At 69.0% G+C, this 24,395-nt stretch carries 25 protein-coding genes and 1 pseudogene; 9 read left to right on the top strand and 17 right to left on the bottom strand.

Annotated features, from left to right (window positions below):
- The first annotated feature begins 258 nt into the window (after positions 1–258).
- A complete protein-coding gene (locus ACFUEJ_RS10715; RefSeq protein WP_388029185.1) occupies positions 259–831 on the top strand; it encodes a recombinase family protein in 573 nt (190 codons plus the stop codon).
- On the top strand, positions 828–2,000 hold the full coding sequence (locus tag ACFUEJ_RS10710; protein ID WP_388029183.1) for a hypothetical protein: 1,173 nt from the start codon (positions 828–830) through the stop codon (positions 1,998–2,000). The genes ACFUEJ_RS10715 and ACFUEJ_RS10710 overlap by 4 nt, the downstream gene beginning before the upstream one ends.
- Before the next feature lie 541 nt (positions 2,001–2,541).
- Here the strand turns inward: ACFUEJ_RS10710 and ACFUEJ_RS10705 are convergent.
- The 6 genes from ACFUEJ_RS10705 to ACFUEJ_RS10680 are packed head-to-tail and all read right to left on the bottom strand — an operon-like array spanning position 2,542 to position 5,782.
- The gene (locus ACFUEJ_RS10705) at positions 2,542–2,901 is read right to left on the bottom strand and encodes a hypothetical protein (protein WP_388029180.1); all 360 of its coding nucleotides are present in this window, start codon (positions 2,899–2,901) and stop codon (positions 2,542–2,544) included.
- A gap of 36 nt (positions 2,902–2,937) precedes the next feature.
- Positions 2,938–3,759 carry a hypothetical protein gene (locus ACFUEJ_RS10700; protein ID WP_388029177.1) on the bottom strand — a complete coding sequence of 274 codons (822 nt, stop codon included), beginning with the start codon at positions 3,757–3,759 and terminating at the stop codon, positions 2,938–2,940.
- On the bottom strand, positions 3,752–4,492 hold the full coding sequence (locus ACFUEJ_RS10695) for a hypothetical protein (RefSeq protein ID WP_388029174.1): 741 nt from the start codon (positions 4,490–4,492) through the stop codon (positions 3,752–3,754). The genes ACFUEJ_RS10700 and ACFUEJ_RS10695 overlap by 8 nt, the downstream gene beginning before the upstream one ends.
- A complete protein-coding gene (locus ACFUEJ_RS10690) occupies positions 4,489–4,740 on the bottom strand; it encodes a DUF3040 domain-containing protein (RefSeq protein WP_388029171.1) in 252 nt (83 codons plus the stop codon). The genes ACFUEJ_RS10695 and ACFUEJ_RS10690 overlap by 4 nt, the downstream gene beginning before the upstream one ends.
- Positions 4,741–4,793: 53 nt before the next feature.
- Entirely contained in the window at positions 4,794–5,615 is an 822-nt protein-coding gene (locus tag ACFUEJ_RS10685) for a hypothetical protein (RefSeq protein ID WP_388029169.1), read from the bottom strand.
- A complete protein-coding gene (locus tag ACFUEJ_RS10680; RefSeq protein WP_388029166.1) occupies positions 5,612–5,782 on the bottom strand; it encodes a hypothetical protein in 171 nt (56 codons plus the stop codon). The genes ACFUEJ_RS10685 and ACFUEJ_RS10680 overlap by 4 nt, the downstream gene beginning before the upstream one ends.
- 522 nt (positions 5,783–6,304) lie before the next feature.
- Between ACFUEJ_RS10680 and ACFUEJ_RS10675 the strand changes: the two genes are divergently transcribed.
- Positions 6,305–7,783, top strand: a complete 1,479-nt coding sequence (locus ACFUEJ_RS10675; protein WP_388029164.1) for a type IV secretory system conjugative DNA transfer family protein — start codon at positions 6,305–6,307, stop codon at positions 7,781–7,783.
- Positions 7,784–7,799: 16 nt separating this feature from the next.
- Here the strand turns inward: ACFUEJ_RS10675 and ACFUEJ_RS10670 are convergent, their stop codons facing one another.
- The 5 genes from ACFUEJ_RS10670 to ACFUEJ_RS10650 form a co-directional block, all read right to left on the bottom strand.
- A complete protein-coding gene (locus tag ACFUEJ_RS10670) occupies positions 7,800–8,168 on the bottom strand; it encodes a hypothetical protein (protein WP_388029161.1) in 369 nt (122 codons plus the stop codon).
- Positions 8,159–8,446, bottom strand: a complete 288-nt coding sequence (locus ACFUEJ_RS10665) for a hypothetical protein (protein WP_388029158.1) — start codon at positions 8,444–8,446, stop codon at positions 8,159–8,161. The genes ACFUEJ_RS10670 and ACFUEJ_RS10665 overlap by 10 nt, the downstream gene beginning before the upstream one ends.
- Entirely contained in the window at positions 8,443–10,380 is a 1,938-nt protein-coding gene (locus tag ACFUEJ_RS10660; RefSeq protein ID WP_388029155.1) for a hypothetical protein, read from the bottom strand. The genes ACFUEJ_RS10665 and ACFUEJ_RS10660 overlap by 4 nt, the downstream gene beginning before the upstream one ends.
- Positions 10,377–11,084: a hypothetical protein gene (locus ACFUEJ_RS10655; RefSeq protein WP_388029152.1), complete on the bottom strand. Its 708-nt coding sequence runs from the start codon at positions 11,082–11,084 to the stop codon at positions 10,377–10,379. The genes ACFUEJ_RS10660 and ACFUEJ_RS10655 overlap by 4 nt, the downstream gene beginning before the upstream one ends.
- A gap of 721 nt (positions 11,085–11,805) precedes the next feature.
- Positions 11,806–12,279, bottom strand: coding sequence for a hypothetical protein (locus ACFUEJ_RS10650; RefSeq protein WP_388029150.1), 474 nt, complete (start codon positions 12,277–12,279; stop codon positions 11,806–11,808).
- Positions 12,280–12,446: 167 nt separating this feature from the next.
- Between ACFUEJ_RS10650 and ACFUEJ_RS10645 the strand changes: the two genes are divergently transcribed.
- Positions 12,447–12,728 carry a hypothetical protein gene (locus tag ACFUEJ_RS10645; RefSeq protein WP_139115587.1) on the top strand — a complete coding sequence of 94 codons (282 nt, stop codon included), beginning with the start codon at positions 12,447–12,449 and terminating at the stop codon, positions 12,726–12,728.
- A 125-nt stretch (positions 12,729–12,853) separates the two neighbouring features.
- Here the strand turns inward: ACFUEJ_RS10645 and ACFUEJ_RS10640 are convergent, their stop codons facing one another.
- The 5 genes from ACFUEJ_RS10640 to ACFUEJ_RS10620 form a co-directional block, all read right to left on the bottom strand.
- Positions 12,854–14,368 (bottom strand): replication initiation protein, encoded by a 1,515-nt coding sequence (locus ACFUEJ_RS10640; RefSeq protein WP_388029147.1) that lies wholly within the window; start codon positions 14,366–14,368, stop codon positions 12,854–12,856.
- Entirely contained in the window at positions 14,368–14,625 is a 258-nt protein-coding gene (locus ACFUEJ_RS10635; RefSeq protein WP_388029145.1) for a hypothetical protein, read from the bottom strand. Before ACFUEJ_RS10635 ends, ACFUEJ_RS10640 begins: the two co-directional genes overlap by 1 nt.
- The gene (locus ACFUEJ_RS10630; RefSeq protein ID WP_068972349.1) at positions 14,625–14,861 is read right to left on the bottom strand and encodes a hypothetical protein; all 237 of its coding nucleotides are present in this window, start codon (positions 14,859–14,861) and stop codon (positions 14,625–14,627) included. The genes ACFUEJ_RS10635 and ACFUEJ_RS10630 overlap by 1 nt, the downstream gene beginning before the upstream one ends.
- Positions 14,858–15,211: a hypothetical protein gene (locus ACFUEJ_RS10625; RefSeq protein WP_068972348.1), complete on the bottom strand. Its 354-nt coding sequence runs from the start codon at positions 15,209–15,211 to the stop codon at positions 14,858–14,860. The genes ACFUEJ_RS10630 and ACFUEJ_RS10625 overlap by 4 nt, the downstream gene beginning before the upstream one ends.
- A 455-nt stretch (positions 15,212–15,666) precedes the next feature.
- Positions 15,667–17,073, bottom strand: a complete 1,407-nt coding sequence (locus ACFUEJ_RS10620) for a recombinase family protein (RefSeq protein WP_388029141.1) — start codon at positions 17,071–17,073, stop codon at positions 15,667–15,669.
- A 44-nt stretch (positions 17,074–17,117) separates the two neighbouring features.
- Between ACFUEJ_RS10620 and ACFUEJ_RS10615 the strand changes: the two are divergent.
- Positions 17,118–17,267, top strand: a pseudogene (locus ACFUEJ_RS10615) (zinc finger domain-containing protein); the annotation flags it as partial.
- A 36-nt stretch (positions 17,268–17,303) separates the two neighbouring features.
- Here ACFUEJ_RS10615 and ACFUEJ_RS10610 read toward each other — a convergent pair.
- Complete coding sequence (locus tag ACFUEJ_RS10610) at positions 17,304–18,182, bottom strand: hypothetical protein (RefSeq protein WP_083229499.1); 879 nt, start codon at positions 18,180–18,182, stop codon at positions 17,304–17,306.
- Positions 18,183–18,316: 134 nt separating this feature from the next.
- Here ACFUEJ_RS10610 and ACFUEJ_RS10605 point away from each other — a divergent pair, with 134 nt between their 5' ends.
- Genes ACFUEJ_RS10605 through ftsY form a run of 4 tightly spaced genes read left to right on the top strand, consistent with a single transcriptional unit; the run spans position 18,317 to position 24,305 of the window.
- Positions 18,317–18,775, top strand: a complete 459-nt coding sequence (locus ACFUEJ_RS10605; RefSeq protein WP_058250071.1) for an OsmC family protein — start codon at positions 18,317–18,319, stop codon at positions 18,773–18,775.
- 4 nt (positions 18,776–18,779) lie between these two features.
- Positions 18,780–19,070, top strand: coding sequence for an acylphosphatase (locus tag ACFUEJ_RS10600; protein ID WP_068972345.1), 291 nt, complete (start codon positions 18,780–18,782; stop codon positions 19,068–19,070).
- Positions 19,071–19,113: 43 nt separating this feature from the next.
- Positions 19,114–22,722 carry a chromosome segregation protein SMC gene (gene smc / locus ACFUEJ_RS10595; protein ID WP_058250073.1) on the top strand — a complete coding sequence of 1,203 codons (3,609 nt, stop codon included), beginning with the start codon at positions 19,114–19,116 and terminating at the stop codon, positions 22,720–22,722.
- Positions 22,719–24,305, top strand: coding sequence for a signal recognition particle-docking protein FtsY (ftsY, locus tag ACFUEJ_RS10590; protein ID WP_265964506.1), 1,587 nt, complete (start codon positions 22,719–22,721; stop codon positions 24,303–24,305). Before smc ends, ftsY begins: the two co-directional genes overlap by 4 nt.
- The last annotated feature ends 90 nt before the right edge of the window (positions 24,306–24,395 follow it).

The raw sequence follows: 24,395 nt of genomic DNA, 5'->3' as shown, positions 1-24,395 counted from the left end.
GATCTAGTGGCGTCCGTTTCGGCATGGACTCGAATCCTACCCACCGGAGTGCTCTCGCTTCCGCACGCACCGAGTACCGAAGGAAGCTCAGCGCCGGCGATCTCCACTGACGACACTGATGCGGTGTCCGGAAGCCGGTGGTCGTGCGGACGCGGGGCGGACGCCGCGACGGCGCACCGAATGCCGAGGTCGCCGATTCCCGAAAGGCCCGCCCGATTAAAAGCCCGGTGAAGGCATGGAAACCGCTACACTGTTCTCATGAAGATCGGATACGCGCGGGTCAGCACCGCCCAACAGGACCTCACCGCGCAGATCAACGGGCTACAGGCCCTCGGCGTCGACGCAGACGACATCTACACCGACCACGGGCTCACCGGCACCAACCGTGACCGGCCGGAACTGGACGCCGCAATCCGCGCGGCCCGCACGGGCGACACCCTGGTGGTCACCAAGCTCGATCGGCTGGCCCGCAGCATCCGCGATGCCCACGAGATCGCCGACGAGCTGGCCGGCAAGGGCGTCGTGCTGGCGATCGGCAACAGCGCCTACGACCCGACCGACCCGTTCGGCAAGCTGATGTTCAACACCTTGGCGATGATCGCCGAGTTCGAGAGCGACCTGATCCGCATGCGGACCCGCGAGGGCATGCAGGTTGCCAAGGCCAAGGGCAGGCTGCGCGGGAAGGCCCCCAAGCTCTCGCCGAACCAGGAGAAGCGACTCGTTGCCCTCTACCGGTCAGGTGAGCACACCACAGCCGAGCTGGCCGCGGACTTCGGCGTGGCCCGCTCCACCGTCTACCGCGCCGTCGAACGCGCTGGCGCGACCTCGTGAGCGACGCTCCGGAGGGCAGCGCGCCCGGCGAACAGCCCGACGAGGATGCCATCGAGCTGACCCCTGAGCAGAAGGCTGCGATACTGCGCGCCTTCGACACGCCGGAGATGCGGGCGAGGCTGGCGGGGATCGCACAGGCCAGCTCCTGGGTCTCCGGCATCTCCGACGACGTGCGACGTAAGTTGATTTCAGGAGTCGCCCTGCCCCTCGCCGACTTTCAGACGCGGATGACCGCAGGCATCGACACCACCAAGCTGATGGCGTCACTGCAGCCTCAGATGGGGCGCCTCACGGAAAGCCTCGCCAACGCCTCGGCCGCCAACGACGCGCTCGCGGCTCAGATGCACAGCCAGTTCGGGGCGATCAACAGCGACATCTTCAAGACCATCGCAATCAGCCAGCCCGGCCTGAACAGGATCGCGGCCGAGCTGACCAGGAACATCCAGGCCACCAGTGCCCTCGGCACCGCGATGGAGGCGTTCGCGGCGCGCCAGACGTCCTGGTTGCAGGACTTCGCCGTCGATTTCCAGCGCCTCCGGCGAATCTTCTACCCGCCCAACCTGCGCGAGGCGGACGGAATCACCTTCGAGTTGGTCCAGCAGGTGGTCATGGTCGACGGCATCGCGCTCTACGGAGTGCCGAGGAAGTCGGTCGCGCAGGCGCTGCTGCACGCCGACGGGGTCGCCAAGCGCCGCGAGATCCTCGGGCGCCGCTGGAAGCAGATCTCCGCGGACTGCCGCGACGTCGTCGAATCGCTCGATGACGAGCTCAAGGGCTACGCATGGACCGCGGAGTGCGCCCTGGACGCGCTCGATGCCGGCCACGTGGAGGCGGCGCAAGCGCTGGCCGCGACCCTGGTCGACTCGCTGCTACGCGACTCGCTCGATGACCGCCACAAGTACATGCCCGACGTCAAGGGCAAGCGGACCACGTCCGAGTACGACAAGCTCAGCGCCCGGCAGTTCATCGCGTTCGCCCCCATCTGGCAGGCGTACCAGCAGTACCGCACCGAGAACGACGATCCGGTGCCGACCGTGTTCAGTCGCCATGCGAGCGCACACAGCGTCTCACGGCGACAGTTCAACCGGCGCAACGCTGTTCAGGGGATCATGCTGGCCTGCGGGCTGCTCTACCACCTGGACGAGCAGATCGCGGCCGCTGCGGCGTAGGCGCACGGCAACGACCCACGGCGGTTGTCGGTATCACTGATTATCGCCATACGATCTGGCCAACGGACGTCGCGTCCGAGTGCAGCGCTCCCTAGCGGAAGTCGTAATCCTCGTCTTTGCCGCTGGATACCCAGATGTTCTCAGCGTCAGATTCGCTGATGTACTCGCTGGCTGGACCGTCATCGCCGTCATAATGGTCTTCGCCGATTGTGCACCGGCATTCTTCGGCCCAAGCGTCGTCCGAGCCATCGCCCACCCGAGTCAGTTTGGAGTGTTTGGGTCCAGTCGGCATGTCCCAGAGACTACTCGGACACGGTGCCCCCAAAGCAGCGCGGTGCCGACGTAGCCGGCTACCGAATGCCTCCTCGAACACCGATTCGAGGAGGCTCTCCCACGCCCACGCCCAAGACGACACCGGCCGCCGAACTGTTGATCGCGCTCGCCGAGCTGGTCCACTCCGACAATTCGCGGCGCCGTGCTCAACGCTCTGGCTGCCTACCTGATCCCCGCACCGATGGGTGCGGGGATCAGGCGGTCCTTGTCAGCGAGTGATGAGCTGGCCCAGCGTCGCGCCGCGGCGGTCGCTGATTAGGTAGTCGCCGGAGTCGTCGGAGACGCTTGTGAGAACGAGCTGGTGCCCGGAGAGGGTCACGCGGTAGCCGTCGCCGGTCGGTATGAGCTTGCCTGTCATGCCCGCGACGTCGAGGATGTTGTCTCGCACGGTGGCCGGCGCCGACAGCGGTGGCAGCCCCCACATGGTTGTCTCTAAGGGCGGGTACACCTGGGCGGTGTATGTGCCGTCGGGGACAGCCGCCGATGCGGCGCCGGCCATGCTGGTAGCGGTGGCGACGGCCAAGGTGACTCCGAAGAGGGTCTTGGTGACGCTCTGCTTGGTGTTCATGGTGTCCTCCTTGTGTTGTGTTGCAACAAATTCGGGTTACTTGGAAGGGGTGTATTCCAGGACGGTCTTCAGAAGCCGGTCGCCGGTGACGATCCAGACGGTCGTCGGCTCGACGCCGTCGCCTTTGAGGGCGCTGACCTGGACGAGATCGGTCTGCATCTCTCGGGTCTGGTCCGGGATGCCGTCGCCGACTATGCGGTAGACGCCGCCGTCGACGCTGGGACAGGCTGTCGCGGCCTCGGAGTCCTCGCCTGAGTCTTCGGCTTCGGCCTCTCCGACCACGGTGAGCGTGGGCATGGTGTCGACGGTGACCGCCCACCACTTCGCGTCGTCACCTCTTGCGCGACGATCGTGGTGGACGACGCTAAGGCTGCGGTCACGCAGCTGGCGAACCGAGAGGGTCCTGGCCGAGGATGTCGATGCCGCTGCACGCTCGACGAGCACCGGTGGAAGAGCCACCGACTCCAGGACTCTCAGCTGCGCGACCGGCGTGTCGTCGCCCCGGATCCAGCGCGCCCGCTTCAGGTCGCTCGTGCCGCAGGCGACGAGACCCGGGCGCGTCCGCCCCTGCACCCGGTCTGTGATGTCGCGCGTAGCCGTCGTGACGACGCTGCTCGCGGCGGCTGTCGCGTCCTCGAGCGTGTCGGCCTCCCCGAGCTTTGACAGCGCGAAGACCACCGCGGCACCGGCCACGAGGACCACGACCAGCACCCCCGCGATCAGCCCCCTCGGCACTCTCGACCTGTGGGGAGCCTCGACGGCCTCCTCGACGATCTCGACGTCTGCGCCCAAGGCGGCGACCTCATCCGGCGTCAGCTCCCGCCCCGACTCGTCGAAATAGCCAGTGCGGTCATTCATCTCGTCCCTCCGCGTCTGCCGTCACTACCCTTCGAACCACGCGCCGAGGCGGCGTGGAGGTGGGCACCTGCCCATGTACTGGTGCGGGCGCGGCCTCCTGGATGAGAGGGGCGGCCGATGTCGCGGCAGCCGGTGCGGGAGGCGGCGCCAGCCGGGTCGCCGGCTCGGTAGGCGCCGATGTCGCGGCAGCCGGTGCGGGAGGCGGCGCCAGCCGGGTCGCCGGCTCGGTAGGCGTGGTGACTACGCCCTTGCGCTTGAGCGACGAGAGGATCGACGGCAGCAAGCTTGGGAAAACGACGATCGCGCCGACGATTGCGGCGAAACCGCCAGCGATCCATAGGTTTTGGAAGACGGAGAACGCCGCGCTGACTGCGGTCCGCAGCAGCAGGAAGGCCAGCGCATAGGCGATGGCGATGAGTGTGAGCGCCGGCATTGAGGTGCCGGCGAGCCATCGCTGATACTCGCCGCTGACCTGAGCGATCATGCCCCGCGTGGCGGCGGAGTCCTCACCGCCACTGGTGCTCGGCAGTCGGACGAGCCCCCGCCGGTACATCAGCTTCGCCACCATCACGATCATCAGCGTCATGCCGGTGGCGGCGATCTCGGCGTGCTGGCCCTGGGCCACCGACCAGGCCACCGCACCCGCTCCACCGAACAGTAGGACTGTGGCCACAATCCGCAGGATCTCACCAGTCCCGGTCTGCACGTTGACGGTGATCCGCTCCTCGCTCATCGTCGACCTCCTCGAGGTCGATCAGCGAGGGAGGGGACCGCGATGGCGGCGATGAGCGCTACGGTGGCCGCGCCGGCGGCCCACCGCCACGCACCGCCCAGCCCGATCCCGGCGACGATGACGGTGATGCCTGCGACCGCCGCAACGACGACGAGTGCGGTGATCCAGCGCCCCTGGGGTGCAGTCGATTCCGTCCGACGCCGGTCCTCGATCGGCGTCGTCAGCGGTAGCGGCGGCGGGTCGATCATTGGTCGGTCTCCTGTCGGGTGCGGTGATGGTCGGGTGGTGGGGGGCTCGCCGGTCATCGCAGAGCCTGCCAGTCTGTGTCGTCGAGCAGGTCGTCGTCGGATGACACTTCGTCGTAGATCGCGCCGAGGTCGGCCTCGCGCTGGGCGCTCGCCTCCCACTTCTCGTAGGCGCTCAGCTCTTGGGTCCGGTCGGGGTCCTCACCCTGCTGCGGCTCGCCCTTCCACGGGTCGAGTGCGAGCTTGTCGGCTTCGCTCACCTCGCGGAAGGTGCCGTCGCGGTTCCTGATTGGTGCGCCGACGGCCCTGGCGGGGACGCCGCGCCAGCCCCACAAGGGGATCAGCGACGCGACCGTCAGCGCGGCGATGACCAGCTGCCAGCCGGCCAGGGCCCACCACGGCCCGGCGGTGAGCGCCGTGAGAGGCCAGTGCCGATCGAAGTGTGGTATCGGCCGAAAGCCGATGCCGCACAGGGCGAGCGCCAGGGCCAGTGCCATGCCCACGGCGGCCCACGGCCAGGCCCACAGCCGCCCTATCGACGGGGACGTCCGCCACATCAGCCGGTAGATGCCGTGGCCGACCAGCAGGCCCAGGCCTGCGAAGATCGCTACGGCGGTCGCGGCCAGCACCCATCGCGGTCGGTGGTGGCGCGACCCGTCGGTGTCGCGGGTCAGCCGGTGCCACAGGGCCGGCGAGACCTCGTCCTGCACGGCGGTCGCCGTGATACCCGAGCCCGCGCGCTCGCTTCGTCGAGCGCTGCGTTCGAGGATCTCCGCGCGCCGGCGCATCGTCGCTGAGATGGCACCGCCGTGGGCGCTGGAGTGGCCGATCAGCCAGGCCGCTCGGTGCCGCTCCCAGCGCTGCACCGCAGCGCTCATTGCCGCACCGGCTCGGTGACGGCGCTCGACGCCGGCCCGCAGTCCTGCTCCCCGCCGCTAGTGGCGCCGCCGGCACCGAAGGCGAGGCCGGCGAGGAAGATCGCCAAGGCACCGACCCACAACCACATCCAGCGGCTAGTCAGCAATCGCTTTGAGAAGTCACTCATACCGGCGGGTCCCCTTCTGTGAGCTCGACGGCCAGATCGGGCCGGTCAACGTGATGAGCGAGGATGTCAGACACCAGCTGGCTCATGGAGCTGACGCCCAGGCGGCGTCGTCGGTCCTCCAAGACGGCGCGTACCTCATTGGGGACCCGGCTGGTCACGGGGGTCCGCGCCCCCTTGCTGGCCATACCCATCCAAAGGCCCACCCTCTCCGTTTAATGATGCAGCATCAGAATGCACGAAAAAAATGGATTCGCAACACCTCAATGCGGGGTTCTCGCGTCGTGACGTCACCAAATAGAATGCCGTGACGTGCGTATTTACTGACTGCTGACGTCACGAAAAGTGTTTGTCAATATGCAAGGCGCGCAGTTGATTCAAGCTGTGGCACCGTGACCAGTGCTGTCTATTCAAGCATTGCTTGTAATACCAGTAATGCCGGTATTAATGGTGATAGTGGTGCGACTGTCGCCGTCCATGGCTACGATCACAAACGCTATACGGACGGCGTCGAGCGGAGTATTGATGACGGGGATCACCGACCAGCCCTACGCGGGCCTGCTCGACGTCCCGCGCGGTGCGGACGGGAGGGCCGGAGTCGTCACCGAAGACGCCAATTACGGTAGGGCCGATGGCGATGTCGCCATGACTGCTCCGCATCTCATGGTCGTCGGCAAGACGGGCTCCGGTAAGAGCCGGACCGTCCTGGCGCCCAACGCCGCGCGTTGGGGGCCGCGCGCACTGGTCGTCATGTCGTCGAAGGGCGATCTCTCCGAGCTGACGATCCGACGTCGCGCCCAGTACGGTGCCCAGTACGTCATGGACCTAAGCGGCGAGATTCGCGGCGGCCAGATCGAGGGTGTGGACCTCACTCCGGTGCGGATTGATCCGTGCGCGTGGATTGAGACCGATGACGAGGCTATGGAGATGGCGAGCCTGCTGATGCAGATCGGCGATGTTGGGGCCGGCGGTGACGGCCAGGGCTCGGGTGACGCGGCCTTCTGGAAGAGCCTGGCGCGCAGGCGATTGGCGTGTCTGCTGCGCGCCGGCGGCTTCTACCGCGACCCCGACACCGGCGAGGAGATGTGGGGCGGTGGCATTGTCTGGGCGCTCGAAGCCGCCGACAACGTGGGGCCGTCGGCGGCCGACGGCGGCGGACGAGGCTTGACACAGGAGGGACTCGACGACATAGGCGACGAGACCAGCGCGGACGACGAGGACGAGCCGCTCGACATGAGCACACCGCACTGGGGTGCGGCCTACCTGCGTGCGCTGTCCGTCGGCTCGCGCCACGCCGAGTCGCTCAAGACCGCCCGCACTATGGATGAGCGGCAGCGCGACTCAATTGGCATCAATTGCCAAGTGGCCCTGGGTGCTTGGGCGATGGACAGCACAGCCTCACCCGACGCGAAAGTGTTCAGCCCAGCCATGCTGGCGACCGGCGCCACCCTGCACATCGTCGCCGGTATGGACGGCGCGGCCCCGACCGTCGTGAGCACGTTGCTCATCGAGATCGTCAAATACTGGCGCAAGAGGGTCGGGACACTCGCACCAGTGATGTTCGTTCTGGATGAGTTCGTCAACGGTGCCCAGGTGCCTGCCAGGTACCTGAACCGGTGGATCAGTGAGGGGCGCGGCCTGGGCATCCGGCTGGTCCTGGGCCTGCAGAGCACCAAGCAGCTCACTCGGCTGTGGGGAGCGCCCGCGGCCGACGAGCTGCGCGCGATCATGCCGGCGGCGCTGATCCTGCCCGGCGCGGGGGAGACCGAGATGCTCAAGTCCGCCGCGGAGAGCACGCCGCCCGAGGAGCGCGTGGTGACCACCCTCGACGCCGGTGGGAAGGCCAGCCAGTCCAGACAGATGGTGCAGCCCACGATGGGCGAGCTGCTGCCGCCGCCGCGCTCGCGTACGGATCCGCGGATCTCCTACGGCCGCCTGCTGCTCGGTGGTCAGGCCGGCGTCCGGGTGCGGTTGCTCGACATCAGCGGCACCGACCTGGCCTAAAGCTCTGACCTACGCCCTACATCGATTGGGTCTGGATCTGCTTCCGCTGCCGGCCCAGGTCCGCGGCGGTTTGTCCGGTCTGTTGGAACGACTTCTGGGCGGCGACCATCTCCTGCCGGGTCGGCGTCCGGCCAGGCTGGGGCACCTTCTGCCCGGCGTCTCGCGCCCTGGCCTCGGCGGCCTCTCGCCGCTGGGCCTGGGCCGCCTTCCGCTGACGCTGGGCGGCCCTGAACTCGGGGCTGGCCAGCACGTTCTTGCCGAACTGCTTGGCCACCTCGTCCTGCCCGCCCGGCTGCTCAAGCATCCGGCGGATCTCGGCCGTCCTGGCCTCGCGCTCTTCCTGCTGCCGTCGCTCAGCCGCGTCTTCACTCATCGTCACTTCCACTCTTTCTCCTCGAGGCGCACTCCTGTCCGGAGCCAGTGAGCGATGGCCCGCCATTCGCGGGCCCTGTGCCGCAGGGTGGCGGCCTCACGGCGGTAGCCGTCGGCGACGTCGAGGCTGCGCATATGCATCAGTGTGCCGCCACCATAAAGGCGCGGGCCGTCCTCGTAGCGCTCGGTGGCGTGGCGCTCCAGGAGCGCAGCTTCGGCGTCGAGGCCGGCGGCCTCGGCGACCGCGGCCCGGGCGGTCTGCTCGTCCTTCGTGCTCGGTGTGTACGTCACAGCCCGAAACCCCTGTCCTGACTCGATCGCGCGTTCTGCCGCTCAGCCTGGGCGGCGAGATTCTGCCTGGCCTGGCGTCCGGCCCGACGCGCCTGGCCGACAGTGACGTCAGCGCCGCGGCCCGGGCCGGACGCGACATCGGTCTTCATCTGCTCCCAGGCAGTGGTGATCGCCGGCTTGCCGTCGGCCCCGGTCACTGCATGCGGTGTACCGTCCGGGTCGTAGGCGACCTGCCGGACCCGATACCGCGTCAGCGCGACCCGCGCCTTCACCGTGTAGTCATCGAGCACGCGCTCGGTGGCCTCCTCGGGAGTCAGGCCGGAGATCTCGCGCAGCTGCTCGGCGGCCGCTCGACGATCCCTGCGCGCCGCCTCCAGCTCGTCGGTGACCTCCTCACGCCCGTCGGCGCGACCCTGCTCGAAGCCCTCGACACGAGACGCAGTGACGAGGGCGGGCTTCTCGTCGCGCTCCCAGGCCGCCCGACCGTGCTGCCGTCCGGCGGCCTGGGCTTCGGCGATCACCTGCGGTCGCATCGACTCCCACTCGGTACGGACAGCCGCGGCCTCGTCTGCGCGGGCCTGACGACGGATCGCCGTCGCCTCATCCTGCGCCGACCGGATCGTCGCAGCGGCGCGGGCTTCGGTCCGGGCGACAGCGGCCTCGCGGGACTCGACCTCGTGTACACGGGCTACCAGGGCGTGGTCGACGTCGACGACCAGAGGTCCGGCGCCCGCGTCGACCGCGGCGGTGACCCGCCCGTCGGTCTCGCGGGTCAGCGTGACGCCCTCGACGCCCTCGACGGCCTCGGCGGTGGCCAGGGCCTGCGCGGCCCTGCCTTCGTAGGTGCCGCCGGTCTGGCGGACGTGCGCGGCGTAGGAGCCCTCGCCCTGCTGCCACGGCGGCCTGCCGTCCTCGGTGAGGTACCGGGGTCTGGGTCTGTCCGGCACGACGGTGCTCGTCGGCACCACCAGCGTCGGCTCCGGCGCTGCGAGCGTCTCACCGCGGGCCAGGGTCGCGGCGTTTGCCGCGCAGCGGGACTCGACCTCGGCCCGGGTGAACTCCGGGCCGATGCCGGTCTTACCGCGGGCGCGGGCCTTGCGCTCGAGGCCGTCGTCACCCACCCACGAGTACGAGACGCCGGCCGTGCCCCGGACCCGCACGTCTACAGCCGACGACTGGCAGCGGGCGACGTAGTCGTCCCAGCCGGTGGCTTGGGACGCGGCGACGCGCAGCTTCACCCGCACCTCGTCATAGGTCGAGTAGCCGCGCTCGGCGCGCTGCGCGAGGTCCTGCTTGGACGCCGACCCGTCGGCGAAGCGGCGACACTCCTCGACGAAAGCCGCATTGTCGTACTTCCACTCGCGCATCACCACGTCATCAGTGACCCGGCGGAGGCGAAATATGTTCTTGAGGTCACCGTCGATCGCGCGGCCGGCTGCGTAAGTCTTCGCCTTGTCGGTGCCTTTCGCGTCGGTCCACCGGAGGGTGACCGGCTCCTCGGCGACATTGGCCACGACGATGTGGCTGTGCCAATGACCCTCGACCCACGCCCGGTCGTCGCCTCCCTCCCATCGCCCGTTGTCGCGCTGCGTGACGATCTTGACCTGCCGCCCCGGCCAGGCCTCCGCTGCCCACGCCCGCGCGAGTCCGTGCGCGACCGCGCCCATGTCGTCGTCGGCCGGGTCCAGCTCCGCGTGGCTGTGGCTTAGCACGTACGAGTACGCGTCGATCTCCAGGTCGCTCTTGCCGTAGGCCAGCCGTGTGCGCAGCACGTCGCCGACGAAGGTCTCCGGCGCGCAGTCACCGACGGTGCTCATGTACTCGACGCGCGCCGAAGGACCGCCGGGACGGTCCTGGTCGTGCGCGGCCGCCGACGAGATGTAGGTGTCGAAGCCCTTGAGGAAGGGCAGCGACGAGCCGCTCAACGTCGTCACCGGTCACCGCCGACCAGGGATTCGACGGCGGCGGTCAGTCGCGCCAGCTCGGTCCGGTTCGCGGCCAGCTCGGCCCGGTAGGCGGCCAGCTCGTCGGCGATCGCCACCGGCAGCTCGCGATAGCCGTTCACAAACCGGACAAGCTGGTTGAGGTTGCTTCCCTGCCTCGTCAGCTCCACCGACTGCGCGCTCACCGCGTCGGCCACCGCTCGCAGCTCGGCCTTGAGCTGCTTACGAAGCTCGCGGCGCACCAGCGACTCCACGCCCGCAGTCTTTCGCTGCACGTACGCATCGACCGCCGCCTGGACGAGATCGGTCAGCGACCGCCCCTCCAGCTCGGCGCGGCGCTCCAGTACCGCCCGGGTGCCCGGGCGTGGCCGCCACCCGATCAGCTTCTCCAGCGGCGCCTTCGCCGCCGCCTCCTTGCGGACGGTGCGGGGCTTGCCCGCGCGCGCGTCGAAGCGGGGCTCGATCCGCGCGGCCGCGCGGCACCAGGTCGCTGCACGCTTCGCGGAGATCCCGACCTCCTCGGCTATCGCCTCGTACGTCTGGCCGGCGGCTCGCCGCGCAAGCGCGTCGGCCACCTCGGCATGCGACGGCTCCGGGCCCCGGGGGCCCTTCACCGCCGCGACTCCGGCGGCCAGCACGGCGTAGTCGAGCGGGCTATCGCCCGCCGACTCCGCCGCGCCGACCCCCTGCGTCATAGGGGTCACCCTATACCTTGTGCAGCCGCTAGCGCGGCTGATGTCGCAACCCCAGCGAGCTTCCCCGCCGTTAAACAGTCGGCGCTTCGCGCCTGCTGTTTACCGCCCTCGCTTCGCTCGGGTTCGCGGGGCTCGCCAGGGGCCGCTGCGCGCCCCCGGACCCCCAGCCGCCGCGCCGGGGACTACCCGCTGCGGATTTGGACGCGGCACCCACGCCGGGCGGCCGACCCGGCCGCCAGCGCCGGGTGGGGCCGACGTGCCCCGCCCTGGCGGGCGGAAATGCATGGTCTGCCGTTGGTGCCGTCCCCGACTTGCCTCCGTGGGTCAGGTGCGCCCCGTCACTCCGCGCACGGGGTGACCGGCTGTGGTCCGGTGGGGCACGTGCGATATATCGAGGTATGAGCATGCACCCGGAGTCCGAGAAGGACACGAGCGAGGACCGCGACGACCAGGCCGAAAAGCGAGTCTTGGACGCGGCTGAGCAGGTGGCGTCGTGGTCGGCAGAACTGAACCGCCGCTTGTCGGACACTTAAGTGACGCCACTACCGTCCCTTCAGTGACGGTACTACCGCGCGGGTCACCTTACTGACGCTTCAAGGGGCACCTTTACCGACCCTTTAAGTGACGGTACAGCCGCACAGGTGTCGTCAACGTCTCGTCAGAGACGTTATTAACGTGTCGTCACAGACGTTAATAACGTCTGTGAAGTGCGCGCGCGGGTCTACGCCGATTCCCAGGTCGCGGCGGTGAGAATGTCGACGACCTGCTCGATGTCGTGCTCGGTGCCCGCGCCGCCGGTCAGCCATTGCACGATCGACACCGGCCGCCCCTCCACGGTCAGGGCCGGTTGCGGCGTGGTGAGCAGCGCCTGCACGGTGAGCGGGTGCAGGTCTTTGGCCACCAGCGGCATCACTCTCTCCAGATGGGGTACCGCACCCGTGTCGGTGAACTGGGCTGGGGGTAGAAGTCGGCGCGGACCTGCACTGAAGGCCCACAGCGTCCCTTCCCCGAGTCGTTGACGGACCCTGGCGGTACTCACCCCGAGACGCTCGGCCGCGTCGGTCACTGACAGGGAGCGCGACACCAGGTCCTGCATGCGGATGTCTCGGTTCAGCCGCGCGGCCGCCACCGCTTCGGGATCAGTAACGAACTCGGCGTCGCCCAGCAGCACGGCGTCGTATTGGGATAAGGGCATCGGCGCGATTCAGGACTCGATCGAGGAGGGCGGTGGCGTCACACAGCGAAGCCTAGGCGTCGTACCGACCACGCGGGGCCGATCGGAGTGTCGAACCCAAGGCCGCGCGCGGCGGCGCTCGAGGTCGAGGACCACACTGGAAGCCGAGACACCAAGGAGGGCCAGGGATGACCAACACCCAGCGCCGACCGTGCCCGGAGGTCGCCGCGGCCGCGGCCCGCGCAGCCATCGAGCTCCGCGAGTACGACGGCCGCGAGGTCCCGGACTGGCTCTATGCAGTCGCCGCAGGAGGCCCAGGGATGACCAACACAGAAAAGCGGCCGCGCCCGGAGGTCGCCGCGGCCGCGGCCCGCGCAGCCATCGAGATCCGCGAGTACGACGGGCGTGAGGTCCCGGACTGGCTCCGCGCAGTCGCCGCAGGCGAAGACGTCACGCCACCTACGGACTGACCGATCGCGCGGGGGTGCTTCCGACCAACCCCCATACCTGCAGGGTGGTCGAGGAGCGAGGTCTCGGTAGAGCTGCTGCGGGTACCCCCGCAGGGGAACCGTGTATTGCCTATGGTGTGAGCCCCCTACTCGGGGAGCAGCCCCGCGCTGCGGAGTGCGGCCAAATGCCGGCCCACCGTGGCCCGCGAGAGACCAGTATCGGCCATGATCTCGGCACGGGTCGGCACCGTCCCGAGCTCGTCGTACTGCTGGCCGATGAGCGCGAGAATCCGCGCGCGGGTGGTCTGGCCGTGCAGACGCTTCCTGCGGTGCGTACGTGCCATCGCCTCGAGTCGGCCCCGTGCGTAATCGCTGTCGCGGTCGGCCCAGCGCTGAGCTGCTCTCTGGCCACCTCTGCGGCCAAGGGTGGCCAGCGCCTTGCGCTCGCGGCTGGTGGCTCGGCCGGTCTCGCCTGGGCCGCCTCCGGCCGACCTAGACGGGCGGCCGGCCACGACGTAGGTGCGCACGCGGCGCGCCATGGTCAGGCGATCGCGCATCGGCGGAAGTTCTTCGACGCGACCGTCGGCACCGACGAGGTGGGCGATAGCGTAGGCGCGCTCGTAGGCGTCGATGATCTTTGCATCACTCATTCGCTGGCCTGCCTCTCGGAGGCGATGTGCTTCGGCGAGGGCGTGGCGGAATGCGGTCTCGTCGCGGGCGGCGCGGCCTGGGGCGGTCCAGAGCACCCTCACGCCGTTGACACGGTCGCCGTCCATCGCGGCCGCGTCGGGAAGCTCCGCGGCCAGCTCGTCGGCCACCGCCTTGAACGTTGCCGCCTCGGCGCGACGTGCCTGGACCGCTTCCAGCAGCTCGCGGCCGCTGCCATATGTCTGCGCCCCCCGGGTGCGTGGGGTCGACCTGGCCGCTTCGCCGGTCATAGCCCTGCCCTTCTCGATCAGCTCACCGAGCCGGTCCACACGGTGATGCTGGCAATGCCAACGGTAGGCCGTGGGGTCACTACCGGTGTAGAACGGCGACCGGGACAGCGCGTGCGCGAAGGCGGGGTCGCCGCCGACTGCGTCGCCGATGACGGTCGTGGTGGCCTTGAGCAGGCGCGTATTCGGCGAGTCGCCGTCCTGCCCGGCGTACACCGGGTCGATCAGCCAGATGAACTGCGCTTTTCCGCTTAGTGGATTGACTCCGATCCACGCCGGTCCCGCACCAGCTCCGGTCATCTGCGCAATGGTCCGGTAGACCTCAGGGCAGAGGTTCTCGACCTGTCCGCCGGCGCTCCCTCGGCGGTCGACGTCGACGACGACGACGGCGGCGCGCTGTGGGTGGGTCAGCGCGACGTACTGGCACCTGCTGAGGGCAGTGCTGCCGATCCGGTGCAGGCGGGGTCGGCTTTCTCCGGTCGACGTCGTCTGCCACGCCCGCGCGAAATCACGGTCGGGGCACCCCTGCAGGGTGCTGCGCGCCAGGTGCGCCGCCAGGACCGCCCGATCCTCGTCGCCGGCTCCCAGCGACACCAGACCTAGGGGCCGCGCGCCCAGGGTCTCGACGAGCAGGTCGAGGGCGCGCGCATGGTCGGGTCGGGTAGTGGCGCTGGCGCTGTCTAAGACCCCGGGGTCGGCGACTCCGGGGTCTTGTCGCCCGCTCATCAGGCGCTAGCAAAAGGTGCGGCTTCGACGGAGCCTCGCGCCTTGACCTGCGCGATCCACGCCTCGACGTAGCGGCGGCCGAGAGCGGACGTCCGGGACTGCCGGTAGACGCCCTCGAGGAGGTCGTCTGACGCGGGCGGCCACAGCGGCAGCCACAACCGCCGGAATTCGCTTGTCCAGGCATCATCGCGGGAGTGGCCGCTGCCGACTCTTGTACCCCCGAAGTCGGTGACTCCGGGGGCTTGTCGTTCGCCCATCAGGCGTCGATGACCGAGTAGTCGATGTACAGCGGGTGCGGCCAGCCGTATGCCTCGCACGCTGCGGCAGCCGAGGTCCAGCCAAGCTCCCGCAGGAGATCGCTGTCGCCGAGGAGCGCGGCTACCGCGGCCTTTTCGCCGATGGACCAAGCATCGAACCCGGAGCCGACGCGGCCGTGGTCGCGGTATGCCCGGACCTTGTCGCGACATCGGGGCGTCGACAGGTATGCGCTCACTGGGCACCGACCGTCTGCCGCTGCTTCAGCTGGTCGACGAACGCGGCGCCTAGTGTCCGGATTTGCTTGTCGCTCAGCGGGGGAGCGGAGGCAACGATCCGGGCTACTGCGGCCTCGACATCCTCACAGCTGGGCTCGACCGCTCGCTCGACGACGAGGCTGTCGAGGTCGTATTTGCGGACCCGCCACCGCTTGCCGACTTTCTCGGCAGTGGCCAGGCGACCTTCGGCGATGTGCTTGCGAAGGGTGCTGTAGCCGCCGTAATGCTCGTCAACGGCTTCAGCGAGCCAGAGCCAACGAAACGGATCATCCGGGGGAGAAGAAGGGTTAGAAAGGACAGCCTGTGTCACGGGTGCTCCCAGAGACAGGCACAGCGGCACTAGCCGTTGTGCGATGTCTCTGGCTGACGTCCCGTAGGGGGCCGATAGGCGGTCCGACGCTGCCAGACGAGAGCTTGCCGCTACCGGTTGCTAAGTCGGGCCGCGCTTCTCTCACCCACCGCCTCGAGGGCGGCCATTCTAGTACCTGCTCTGCACCTGGACGATCTGCGCTTCCAGGCACTCGGCGCGGGGCGGGCTATGACCCCTCGGCGATTCTCTTAAGAGGCGTACGGGGCCCCACCTGTGTCTGCCGCAAGGAGCGCCTTGCTCTTCGTCGGGAGCGATCTCTCCCGAGTCTGGACTCAGCGCCAGATGCTTTGCACGCACCGCGCAGACGGCACATACTGCTTGCCGCTCAGAGCGGCTTGCTTGGCGCTACCGTACCCCATGGGGCGGCTTAGCAAAGGGATAGACTCGGCAGGCAGCTACACCCAGTCGATCCGTACCAGGCTGTGGTCAAAGCCTTTTGCACCGCGCTTCGAAGGTAGAATAGTCACCGTCATCAGGGATTTGACGACTTCTCGCCTCTGGGAGACGTTAAGTTCGGCCCATGCCACTTCTACGTCGGAGGACTCCAGCACCGCGGCCATCGCGGACGTACTGGCCGGCACGAGCAGCGAGTCAATCTCGCTCATTTGCCCGCGCAGGCGTGCCGATTCCTCGCGGACTCTCGCTATCGGCAGCACGCCGTCGGCGGCCAGGGTTGCGAGGCCGTCGAACCGCATCTGCAGTGACTGCCGTTCGACGCGTAGCGCATTGCGGTCGATTTGGTCGTTGTGGGGGGTGAGCGCGGTTCGTGCGTCAAGCCTGCTCAGTCGGCCAACTACGAGGCGGTTGATGTAGTCCTCGACGTCCGACGCTCCCCGGCTGAGGTGCTTATGCGCGAGGCAGGCGTACAACCGCTTAGGCTCGAATGCGCGCGTGACGCCATCCTTGCCAGCATATCTCGCGCGCTGGTAATAACTCGTGTAGACCTTCGTTCCGTCAGAACACCTGCCACACAAGGCGATTCCGCTTAGAAGGTGCTGCGGCTCGTTGCTCCACGCCCGCTTGCGCGAGGGGTCGTCGAGTCGCAGCTGCGCCGCCTCCCACAGGTCGACCGGCACTATTGGGTCGAAGCCGCCTGGGTAGACCTCAGATGATCCCCACTTCGTCAGCGTGCCTTTGTATTTCGGGTTCCGTAGTAGATGTCTGATGTTCTCGTTGCTCCATGCGCGCCCGCGGGCGGTGGTGAAGCCGGCCTCCGCCAGGTCGCGGGCGACGTGCGTGATCTTTTTGCCTGCCACGAAGTCCTTGAAGGCCTTGAGGACCGCCGCGGCCTCGTCGTCGATCTGGGTCATGCCGTCCTCGTCGTAGCCGAGGATCTTCGCCCGCACGATCGGCTCGCCCCGGAGGCGGCGCGACTCGTTGGCCGCGACAGACCGTTCGGCCTTGCGTCGGATCTCGAAGCGCGCGACCGCGGCCAGCATCGTCGCCCGGAACTCCCCGTCGGCCGTGGTGAGGTCGATCTCGCCGTTGACTGTGGCGACCTTCGCGCCTATGTCGATCAGCTTGACTAGGTCCTGCAGCGTCCGCAACAGTCTGTCCAGGTCACGCGCCACGATAACGTCGAACCGGCCGGTCCCGACCTCGCTGAGCATCGTCGCCCAGTCGGTTGAGATGCCGCGCGTCTTGGTCGCCGACACCCCCTCGTCGATGTATTCCGGGCCGTACGTCCACTCGCGTGCTTCGCACAGTGCTCTGATCAGTCGGCGCTGGGTCTCGATGGTCAGCGACTCGTCGTCCTTGTCGTCAGACTTCGATACCCGCAGGTAGGCGGCAGCGATCGGCATTGTGCGATCATACGTAGTTTGAATGTCAATAGCTGTTCCAGTAGGGCTACTTCGAGCGGTCCCTGAACGCCTACGGACGGGCGGGGGAGCCGTGTCGTCGGTGCGGCGCGATCATGCGCCGCGAGCAGTTCATGAACCGTGGCTCGTTCTCGTGTCCGCGATGCCAGCGGGCGTCGAAGGCGAACCCGGGCTGACCGTCCGGTATCCGCGGCGGTGCTGCATCGGGAGTATCAGGCCTGGCGTTCGAGGCGGTAGTGCAGGCGAAGCGCCCGGAATCGTCCGACCTTCAACTCATGATCGGTGCGGAGTACGCCTTCCTCGTCGACGTATACCCGGAACGACTCCGCCAGTGTCGGCTGCGCCGAATACCACTGATCGCCGAACAGGACCGACACGTAGGCGCCGTCCGCCCCGAATCGTCGAGAGCGGGATGTCAAGGTGAGCGCCCCGTCGGCCTCGGCGCGTGGAGCAAGGAAAACGTGGATGTTGCCGAGTTCCAGGGGAAACGCGACGGCGACGTGCGGCTGCGGTTGTCCTGGAAGCGAAGCCGATCGATAGAACCCGCTGTACACAGGGGAATTGTCCAGGCGGAGCCGTCGCAGCCACGCCGCGCCCACTCTGTGTCCTGAGTGGTCGGTGACGACCCGGATCTCGCTGGACATGCCACGGCTGACAGATAGCGGTTCGGTCGGCAGAGCGAGTTGTTCGACGCGCCGCCCGAACAACGCTGCGACCGCCATCCCGCCGGGTGCGAACAGCGGGTTCCACTGCGACCAGACCTCCATCCGCCACGATCCGGTCCGTTCGTAGAAGTCTCGCACCGCGGGGTGCAGCGCTGATGCCCGGAAGTCCGGTCCGTCGAGCACTGCCATGTCTTCGAACAGGCCGGCGGTCGGCGACGGCGGCGCGACCGCACCCTGCTTCTCGTACTGGCGCAGCCAGGCGTCGCCGACCTCGTGCCGGCCATTGTGCGGCGCGCCCAGGAATGCGAACTCAGGCGTCGACATGTCGACCCGCCGGCCGACCGCTCGCCACCACCGACGGCTCAACGGATCCAGCACGTGCATCGTCGGTCGGTGGGTCCTCGTGACTGCGGTTCTGCGACGCATGCGGAAGACCCTAGCCACCAGGCAGACTCACCTCGGCAGACATGCGCCGGGAACAATCGACGTGCCGGGGCTCTTACTATTGGTCGCGATGCCGGCGGCGCCGGCCGACAACATCTTGAGAGGACCCGTCTTCGATGACCACCGAAGCAACTGCCCCCGCGTCCGGGGTTCCCGCCGACCAGGCCCACACCGATCTGTGGGTCGAGCGAACCGGCACGCGCCGGTACACCGGTCGCAGCTCGCGCGGCGCGGAGGTGCTGATCGGCTCGCAGGACGTCGAGGGCGTCTTCACCCCGGGTGAACTTCTCAAGATCGCGCTGGCCGCCTGCACCGGCATGTCGTCGGACCGGCCGCTGGCGCGACGCCTCGGTGACGACTACGACGCGACGATCCGCGTCAGCGGCGACGCCGACCGCGAGAACGAGGTGTACCCGCGCATCGAGGAGATCCTCGAGATCGACCTGTCCGAACTCGAGCCCGACGCCGCGGCCCGGTTGCTCGTCGTCGTCGAACGCGCCATCGACGCGGTGTGCACGGTCGGGCGCACGGTGAAGGCCGGCGCCGAGGTGGATCTGCGGATCGAGACGGAGTGACCGCATGAGCGAGGACGGCACCGACCGCGTCCGGCTCACCGCGCACGTCCACGGGCACGTGCAGGGCGTGGGCTTCCGCTGGTGGACCAGAGCGCGTGCTCTCGAACTCGGGCTCGTCGGCTACGCGTCGAACCAGGCCGACGGCCGGGTGCTGGTCGTTGCCGAGGGGCCACGGGACAAGGCCCTCGCCCTGCTCGACGCGCTCCGGTCGGGAACCACGCCCGGACAGGTGGACCTGGTGGTCGAGCGTGTGGATGAACCGCGCGGGGACCTCGACGGCTTCGTCGAACGGTGAGGAGAGCCGAAACACGTCGCGATGGTGAGTAGTCTGTACCGTCGTGCACCTCAAAAGCCTGACCCTGAAGGGCTTCAAGTCGTTCGCCTCGGCGACGACCCTGCGCTTCGAGCCGGGTATCACGTGCGTCGTCGGCCCCAACGGCTCCGGTAAGTCGAACGTCGTCGACGCCCTGACCTGGGTGATGGGCGAGCAGGGCGCCAAAGCACTGCGCGGCGGGAAGATGCAGGACGTCATCTTCGCCGGCACCTCGGGCCGTCCTCCGCTGGGCCGCGCCGAGGTCACCCTCACCATCGACAACGCCGACGGTGCGCTGCCGATCGAGTACTCCGAGGTGTCCATCACGCGCCGGATGTTCCGCGACGGCGCCGGCGAGTACGAGATCAACGGCAGTTCCTGTCGCCTCATGGACGTGCAGGAGCTGCTGTCGGACTCCGGTATCGGTCGCGAGATGCACGTGATCGTCGGCCAGGGACGGTTGTCGGCGATCCTCGAGTCCCGGCCCGAGGACCGCCGCGCGTTCATCGAAGAGGCGGCCGGGGTCCTCAAACACCGCAAGCGCAAGGAAAAAGCGGTCCGCAAGCTCGACGCGATGCAGGCCAACCTGGCGCGTCTGAACGATCTGACGGCCGAACTCCGTCGTCAGCTCAAACCACTGGGACGCCAGGCCGAGGTCGCCCGCCGGGCCCAGACCGTCCAGGCCGATCTCCGCGACGCACGGTTGCGCCTGGCCGCCGACGACCTCGTCACCCGCCGCGCCGAGATGGCCGAACACGCCGCCGTCGAGGACGAGGTCCGGCGTCGGCAGGACGAGGTGGCCGCCGAACTCGACCGTGCGAACGCGGAAGTGACCGAACACGAACAGCATCTCGCCGAGATCACGCCCGCCGCGGCCGCGGCCAACCGCGCCTGGTTCCGGTTGTCGGCGCTCGCCGAGCGCGTCGACGCGACCCGCCGGGTGGCCGCCGAACGCAGCCGGTACCTCAGCGAGCCGTCGAGCGAGGCGTCCGGGCCCGACCCGGAGGAGCTCGACGAGCAGGCCCTCGAGGCCGCCGAACTCGAAGCCGAGCTGACCGAGGGTGTCGAGATCGCCGCCGAACAGCTCGAGAGCGCCCGCGAGGTGCTTGGCGAACGCGAGTCGATTGCGGAGGCCGCGGAGGCGGCTCACCTCGCGGCTGTCCGCGCCATCGCCGACCGTCGCGAGGGTCTGGCGCGCCTCGAAGGGCAGGTGGACAACCTGCGGACGCGTTCGGAGTCGGTCGACGCTGAGGCGCAGCGCCTCACCGCGGCCATCTCGGCCGCCACCGAACGCGCCGAAGTCGCAGTCACGCAACAGGATTCGGCGGCAAGCGAGCTGGCGCAGCTGGAAGCCGCCGAACAGGCACTCGACGAACACCACGAACGATGCGTGGCCGCGCTGAACCTGTCCAACGAGCGCGTGGCCACCTTGCAGGCCGCACACCGCGACGCCGAGCACGCCATCGCCTCCTTGTCGGCCCGGGTGGACGCACTCGCCATGGGACTCGAGCGGGGCGACGGCGGCGCATGGCTCCTGGAGAACGCGCCCGACGGCCTGCTCGGACCGATGTCGGAGCTGGTCACGGTCGAAGCGGGTTTCGAGACGGCCATCGCCGGGGCGCTCGGACCCGCCGTGGACGGCATCGTCACCGTGGACGGGATCGCCGCGGTGCGGGCGTTGGCGGCCCTGAAGTCGGGCGACGGGGGACGGGCCGCGCTGATCTGCGGCGGACTCACCGGCCCGGACCGATCGAGCGACGTCGCGCTGCCCGACGGGGCGAGGTGGGCGGCCTCGGTGGTCGACACCCGCCCGGAGATCCGCGGTGCGATCGACACCGTCCTGGCCGACACCGTCATCGTCGACGATCCCGCGCAGGGGCTCGAACTCGCCCGCCGTCTCGGCGTGCGCGCGGTGACGCCCGCCGGCGACCGCATCTCGGCGGCGTCGGTCGAGGGCGGTTCGTCACGCCGTCCCTCCACGCTGGAGGTCCAGTCGGCGATCGATGCGGCGACCGCCGAACTCGCCTCGACCCGCAGGCGCGTCGAAGAACTCGAGGCGGCGCTCGCCGGCGCGCTCACCGAGCAGCACGATCGGCGGGAGGCGGCCGAGGAGGCGCTCGCGGCGCTGCACGAGTCCGACGCCGGCGTCGGCGCCGCTTATGAGCAGATGGCCCGGCTGGGCCAGGAGATCAGAGCCTCGCGTGCCGAGGCCGACAAGCTGACCCGACAGCGGAATCTGCTCGAGAAGGGCCGCGAGGAAACCCTCGAGAACCTGCAGGAACTCACCGAGCGATTGCGTCTCGCCCGCGATGAGTCCGAGGTGGGGACCGAGATGTCCGCCGACGACACCGACCGCGCGAACGCCGCGACCGCCGTCGGCGTGGCACGCAGCGCCGAGATGGAGGCGCGCCTGACCTTGCGGACAGCCGAGGAACGCCTGGCATCCGTCCGTGGCAAGGCGGACTCGCTGCGGCGGGCCGCACAGCGCGAGCGCGAGGCACGCGAGCGGGCTCGTCGGCAGGACGAGATCCGACGCCAGGCCGCGGGCGTGGCGGCAGCCGTCGAACGCGCCGGTGCACAGGTCAGTGAGCGTCTCGCCGCGGCGGTGGCCTCGGCGCAGGCCGGGCGCGACGAACTCGAGGAGATCCGGACCGCCCGCACCGCGACCCTCGACGCGCTCCGGGTCCGGGCGGGCGAACTGACGACCACGCTCAATTCGCTGCGCGACACCGTCCACCGCGACGAGGTGGCGCGGGCCCAGGTCGCGCTGCGGATCGAACAGCTCGAAGAGCAGGTCCTCGAGACCTTCGCGATGGCGCCCGACGATCTGATCGCCGAATACGGTCCCGACGTGCCGATGCCCCCGTCGGCGCTGGAGATGGCCGAGTACGAGCAGGCCCGGGAACGCGGCGAGCAGGTCGTCGCACCGGCCCCGATGCCCTACAACCGGGCGACGCAGGAGGCCCGCGCCAAGAAGGCACAGAAGGATCTCAACACGCTCGGCAAGGTGAACCCGCTGGCGCTCGAGGAGTTCGCCGCTCTCGAAGAGCGGTACAACTTCCTGTCGTCGCAGCTCGAGGACGTCAAGGCGGCCCGCAAGGACCTCCTCGACGTCGTGGAAGAGGTCGACGCCCGGATTCTGCAGGTGTTCACCGAGGCGTACGCCGACGTGGAACGCGAGTTCGGCCAGGTCTTCCAGACCTTGTTCCCCGGCGGCGAGGGCCGGCTCGTCCTGACCGAACCCGGCGACATGCTCACGACGGGCATCGAGGTCGAGGCCCGCCCGCCCGGTAAGAAGGTCAAGAGGCTCTCGCTGCTCTCGGGCGGGGAGAAGTCCCTGACCGCGGTCGCGATGCTGGTGGCGATCTTCCGCGCGCGCCCGTCGCCGTTCTACGTCATGGACGAGGTCGAGGCCGCGCTCGACGACACCAACCTGCGGCGACTGATCACGTTGTTCGCCCAACTGCGGGAGAAGTCCCAGCTCATCGTCATCACCCACCAGAAGCCCACGATGGAGGTCGCGGATGCGCTCTACGGAGTCAGCATGCGCGGCGACGGCATCACGACGGTCATCTCGCAACGCATGCGCGGAGTGAACATGCCCGTCGGTCAACAGGAGGACACCAGCCAGTGAACACCGGAATCATCATCGGCATCGTCGTCGCGGTGCTCGTCGTGATCGCGCTGATCGTGCTCGGGCTGGTGCTGTCGCGCCGCCGGCGCATCTCGCTGACCGACGAGCGGCAACCGGAGATCGTCGACGGGACGACCCGCCAGGTCGACCGGTCCGGGGGCTACCAGGCCGGATCGGGGTTCAGCTTCAGTCGCGGGGAGGCCGCGGGTGACACCGCCCTCGCGGAACCGCCGCGACGGAGGCCGGAACCCCCGGCTCCGGAGTCTGCGACGCCGGCACCCGAGGTGGTCCGGCCGCCCGGAGAGCGCACCGATGTCGACGGTCAGCCGGGCGTCGGTGACGACTCCGCGGTGCCGCGGGATTCGATCCGGCGCGGCGTCACCGAGGTGTCGCTGCCCGAGCCGGACACCACCGAACCCGAGACCGCAGAACCTGCCACCGCCCGCCCCGAAACCGTCGAGCCCGAGACGGCGGAGCCCGACGTCGCCGAGCCCGCGTCCGCCACTGCCGCACCCGCGCAACCCGAGGTCGCCGAGCCCGAGGTCGCCGAACCCGAACCGGCCACCGCCGAGCCGGCAACGACCGAGCCGGCAACGACCGGGCCCGGGACCCGGGTACCCGACGATGTCGCGGAGGCGACCACCGCGCCGCCGCTGGACGAGATCGCGCCGACGGCGGGCCGGATCGGTAGGCTGCGCGGCCGGCTGTCCCGGTCACAGGGTGCGATCGGCAAGGGTGTGCTGGGCCTGCTGGGCGCCGGCGATCTCGACGAGGACAGCTGGGAGGAGATCGAGGACACGCTGGTGATGGCCGATCTCGGTGCGTCCACGACGGCCACCGTCGTCGAGACGCTGCGCACCGAGCTCGCGGCCAACCCGGTCCGCACCGCGGGTGAGGCCCGGGCGTTGCTCAAGCGGGTCCTGGTCGAGCAGCTCGACCCGACGCTCGACCGGTCGATCCGGGCGCTGCCACACGCGGGCCGTCCCGCCGTCGTCCTCGTCGTCGGCGTCAACGGCACCGGCAAGACCACCACGACCGGCAAGCTGGCACGCGTCCTGGTCGCCGACGGGCGTCGTGTCCTGCTCGGCGCGGCGGACACGTTCCGCGCGGCCGCCGCCGACCAGCTGCAGACGTGGGGCGAGCGGGTCGGCGCCGAGATCGTGCGCGGCAAGGAACAGGCCGATCCCGCCGCCGTCGCATTCGACGCCGTCGACCGGGGCATCGAGAGCGGCGTCGACGTGGTCATGATCGACACCGCCGGCCGGCTGCACACCAAGACCGGCCTGATGGACGAGCTGGGCAAGGTCAAGCGCGTCGTGGAGAAGAAGGCGCCGGTCGACGAGGTGCTGCTGGTGCTCGACGCGACCGTCGGACAGAACGGACTGATGCAGGCCCGGGTGTTCGCCGAGGTCGTCAACATCACCGGCGTGGTGCTGACCAAGCTGGACGGCACCGCCAAGGGCGGCATCGTGTTCCATGTCCAGAAGGAACTCGGCGTGCCGGTCAAGCTCGTCGGACTGGGGGAGGGCGCGGACGACCTCGCGCCCTTCGAACCGGACGCATTCGTCGACGCCCTCCTCTGACGCCGGCGGACGCTGCCGTGAAGTCGGGATCTGTGATCGGAAATGTCGGGTCAGACATCGGCCGCGGAGTCTGAGAGACAGCTCAGAGCC

The organism is Gordonia sp. NPDC057258 (assembly GCF_042668985.1).
Classification (GTDB): Bacteria; Actinomycetota; Actinomycetes; order Mycobacteriales; family Mycobacteriaceae; genus Gordonia; species Gordonia hongkongensis.
Note: the sequence above shows the minus strand (reverse complement) of the source record. Positions and strands in the feature narration are given on the sequence as shown.

Bases quoted from the DNA above. Each gene is read 5' to 3' on its own strand.
- ACFUEJ_RS10650 (WP_388029150.1), bottom strand. From the start codon at position 12,279: ATGCCCTTATCCCAATACGACGCCGTGCTGCTGGGCGACGCCGAGTTC.
- ACFUEJ_RS10635 (WP_388029145.1), bottom strand. From the start codon at position 14,625: ATGGGCGAACGACAAGCCCCCGGAGTCACCGACTTCGGGGGTACAAGA.
- ACFUEJ_RS10620 (WP_388029141.1), bottom strand. From the start codon at position 17,073: ATGCCGATCGCTGCCGCCTACCTGCGGGTATCGAAGTCTGACGACAAG.
- ACFUEJ_RS10600 (WP_068972345.1), top strand. From the start codon at position 18,780: ATGAGCGAGGACGGCACCGACCGCGTCCGGCTCACCGCGCACGTCCAC.
- ACFUEJ_RS10605 (WP_058250071.1), top strand. From the start codon at position 18,317: ATGACCACCGAAGCAACTGCCCCCGCGTCCGGGGTTCCCGCCGACCAG.
- ACFUEJ_RS10690 (WP_388029171.1), bottom strand. From the start codon at position 4,740: ATGATCGACCCGCCGCCGCTACCGCTGACGACGCCGATCGAGGACCGG.
- ACFUEJ_RS10655 (WP_388029152.1), bottom strand. From the start codon at position 11,084: ATGACGCAGGGGGTCGGCGCGGCGGAGTCGGCGGGCGATAGCCCGCTC.
- ACFUEJ_RS10640 (WP_388029147.1), bottom strand. From the start codon at position 14,368: ATGAGCGGGCGACAAGACCCCGGAGTCGCCGACCCCGGGGTCTTAGAC.
- ACFUEJ_RS10680 (WP_388029166.1), bottom strand. From the start codon at position 5,782: ATGAGTGACTTCTCAAAGCGATTGCTGACTAGCCGCTGGATGTGGTTG.
- ACFUEJ_RS10610 (WP_083229499.1), bottom strand. From the start codon at position 18,182: ATGCGTCGCAGAACCGCAGTCACGAGGACCCACCGACCGACGATGCAC.
- ACFUEJ_RS10645 (WP_139115587.1), top strand. From the start codon at position 12,447: ATGACCAACACCCAGCGCCGACCGTGCCCGGAGGTCGCCGCGGCCGCG.
- ACFUEJ_RS10700 (WP_388029177.1), bottom strand. From the start codon at position 3,759: ATGAATGACCGCACTGGCTATTTCGACGAGTCGGGGCGGGAGCTGACG.
- ACFUEJ_RS10695 (WP_388029174.1), bottom strand. From the start codon at position 4,492: ATGAGCGAGGAGCGGATCACCGTCAACGTGCAGACCGGGACTGGTGAG.
- ACFUEJ_RS10675 (WP_388029164.1), top strand. From the start codon at position 6,305: ATGACGGGGATCACCGACCAGCCCTACGCGGGCCTGCTCGACGTCCCG.
- ACFUEJ_RS10715 (WP_388029185.1), top strand. From the start codon at position 259: ATGAAGATCGGATACGCGCGGGTCAGCACCGCCCAACAGGACCTCACC.
- ACFUEJ_RS10685 (WP_388029169.1), bottom strand. From the start codon at position 5,615: ATGAGCGCTGCGGTGCAGCGCTGGGAGCGGCACCGAGCGGCCTGGCTG.
- ACFUEJ_RS10705 (WP_388029180.1), bottom strand. From the start codon at position 2,901: ATGAACACCAAGCAGAGCGTCACCAAGACCCTCTTCGGAGTCACCTTG.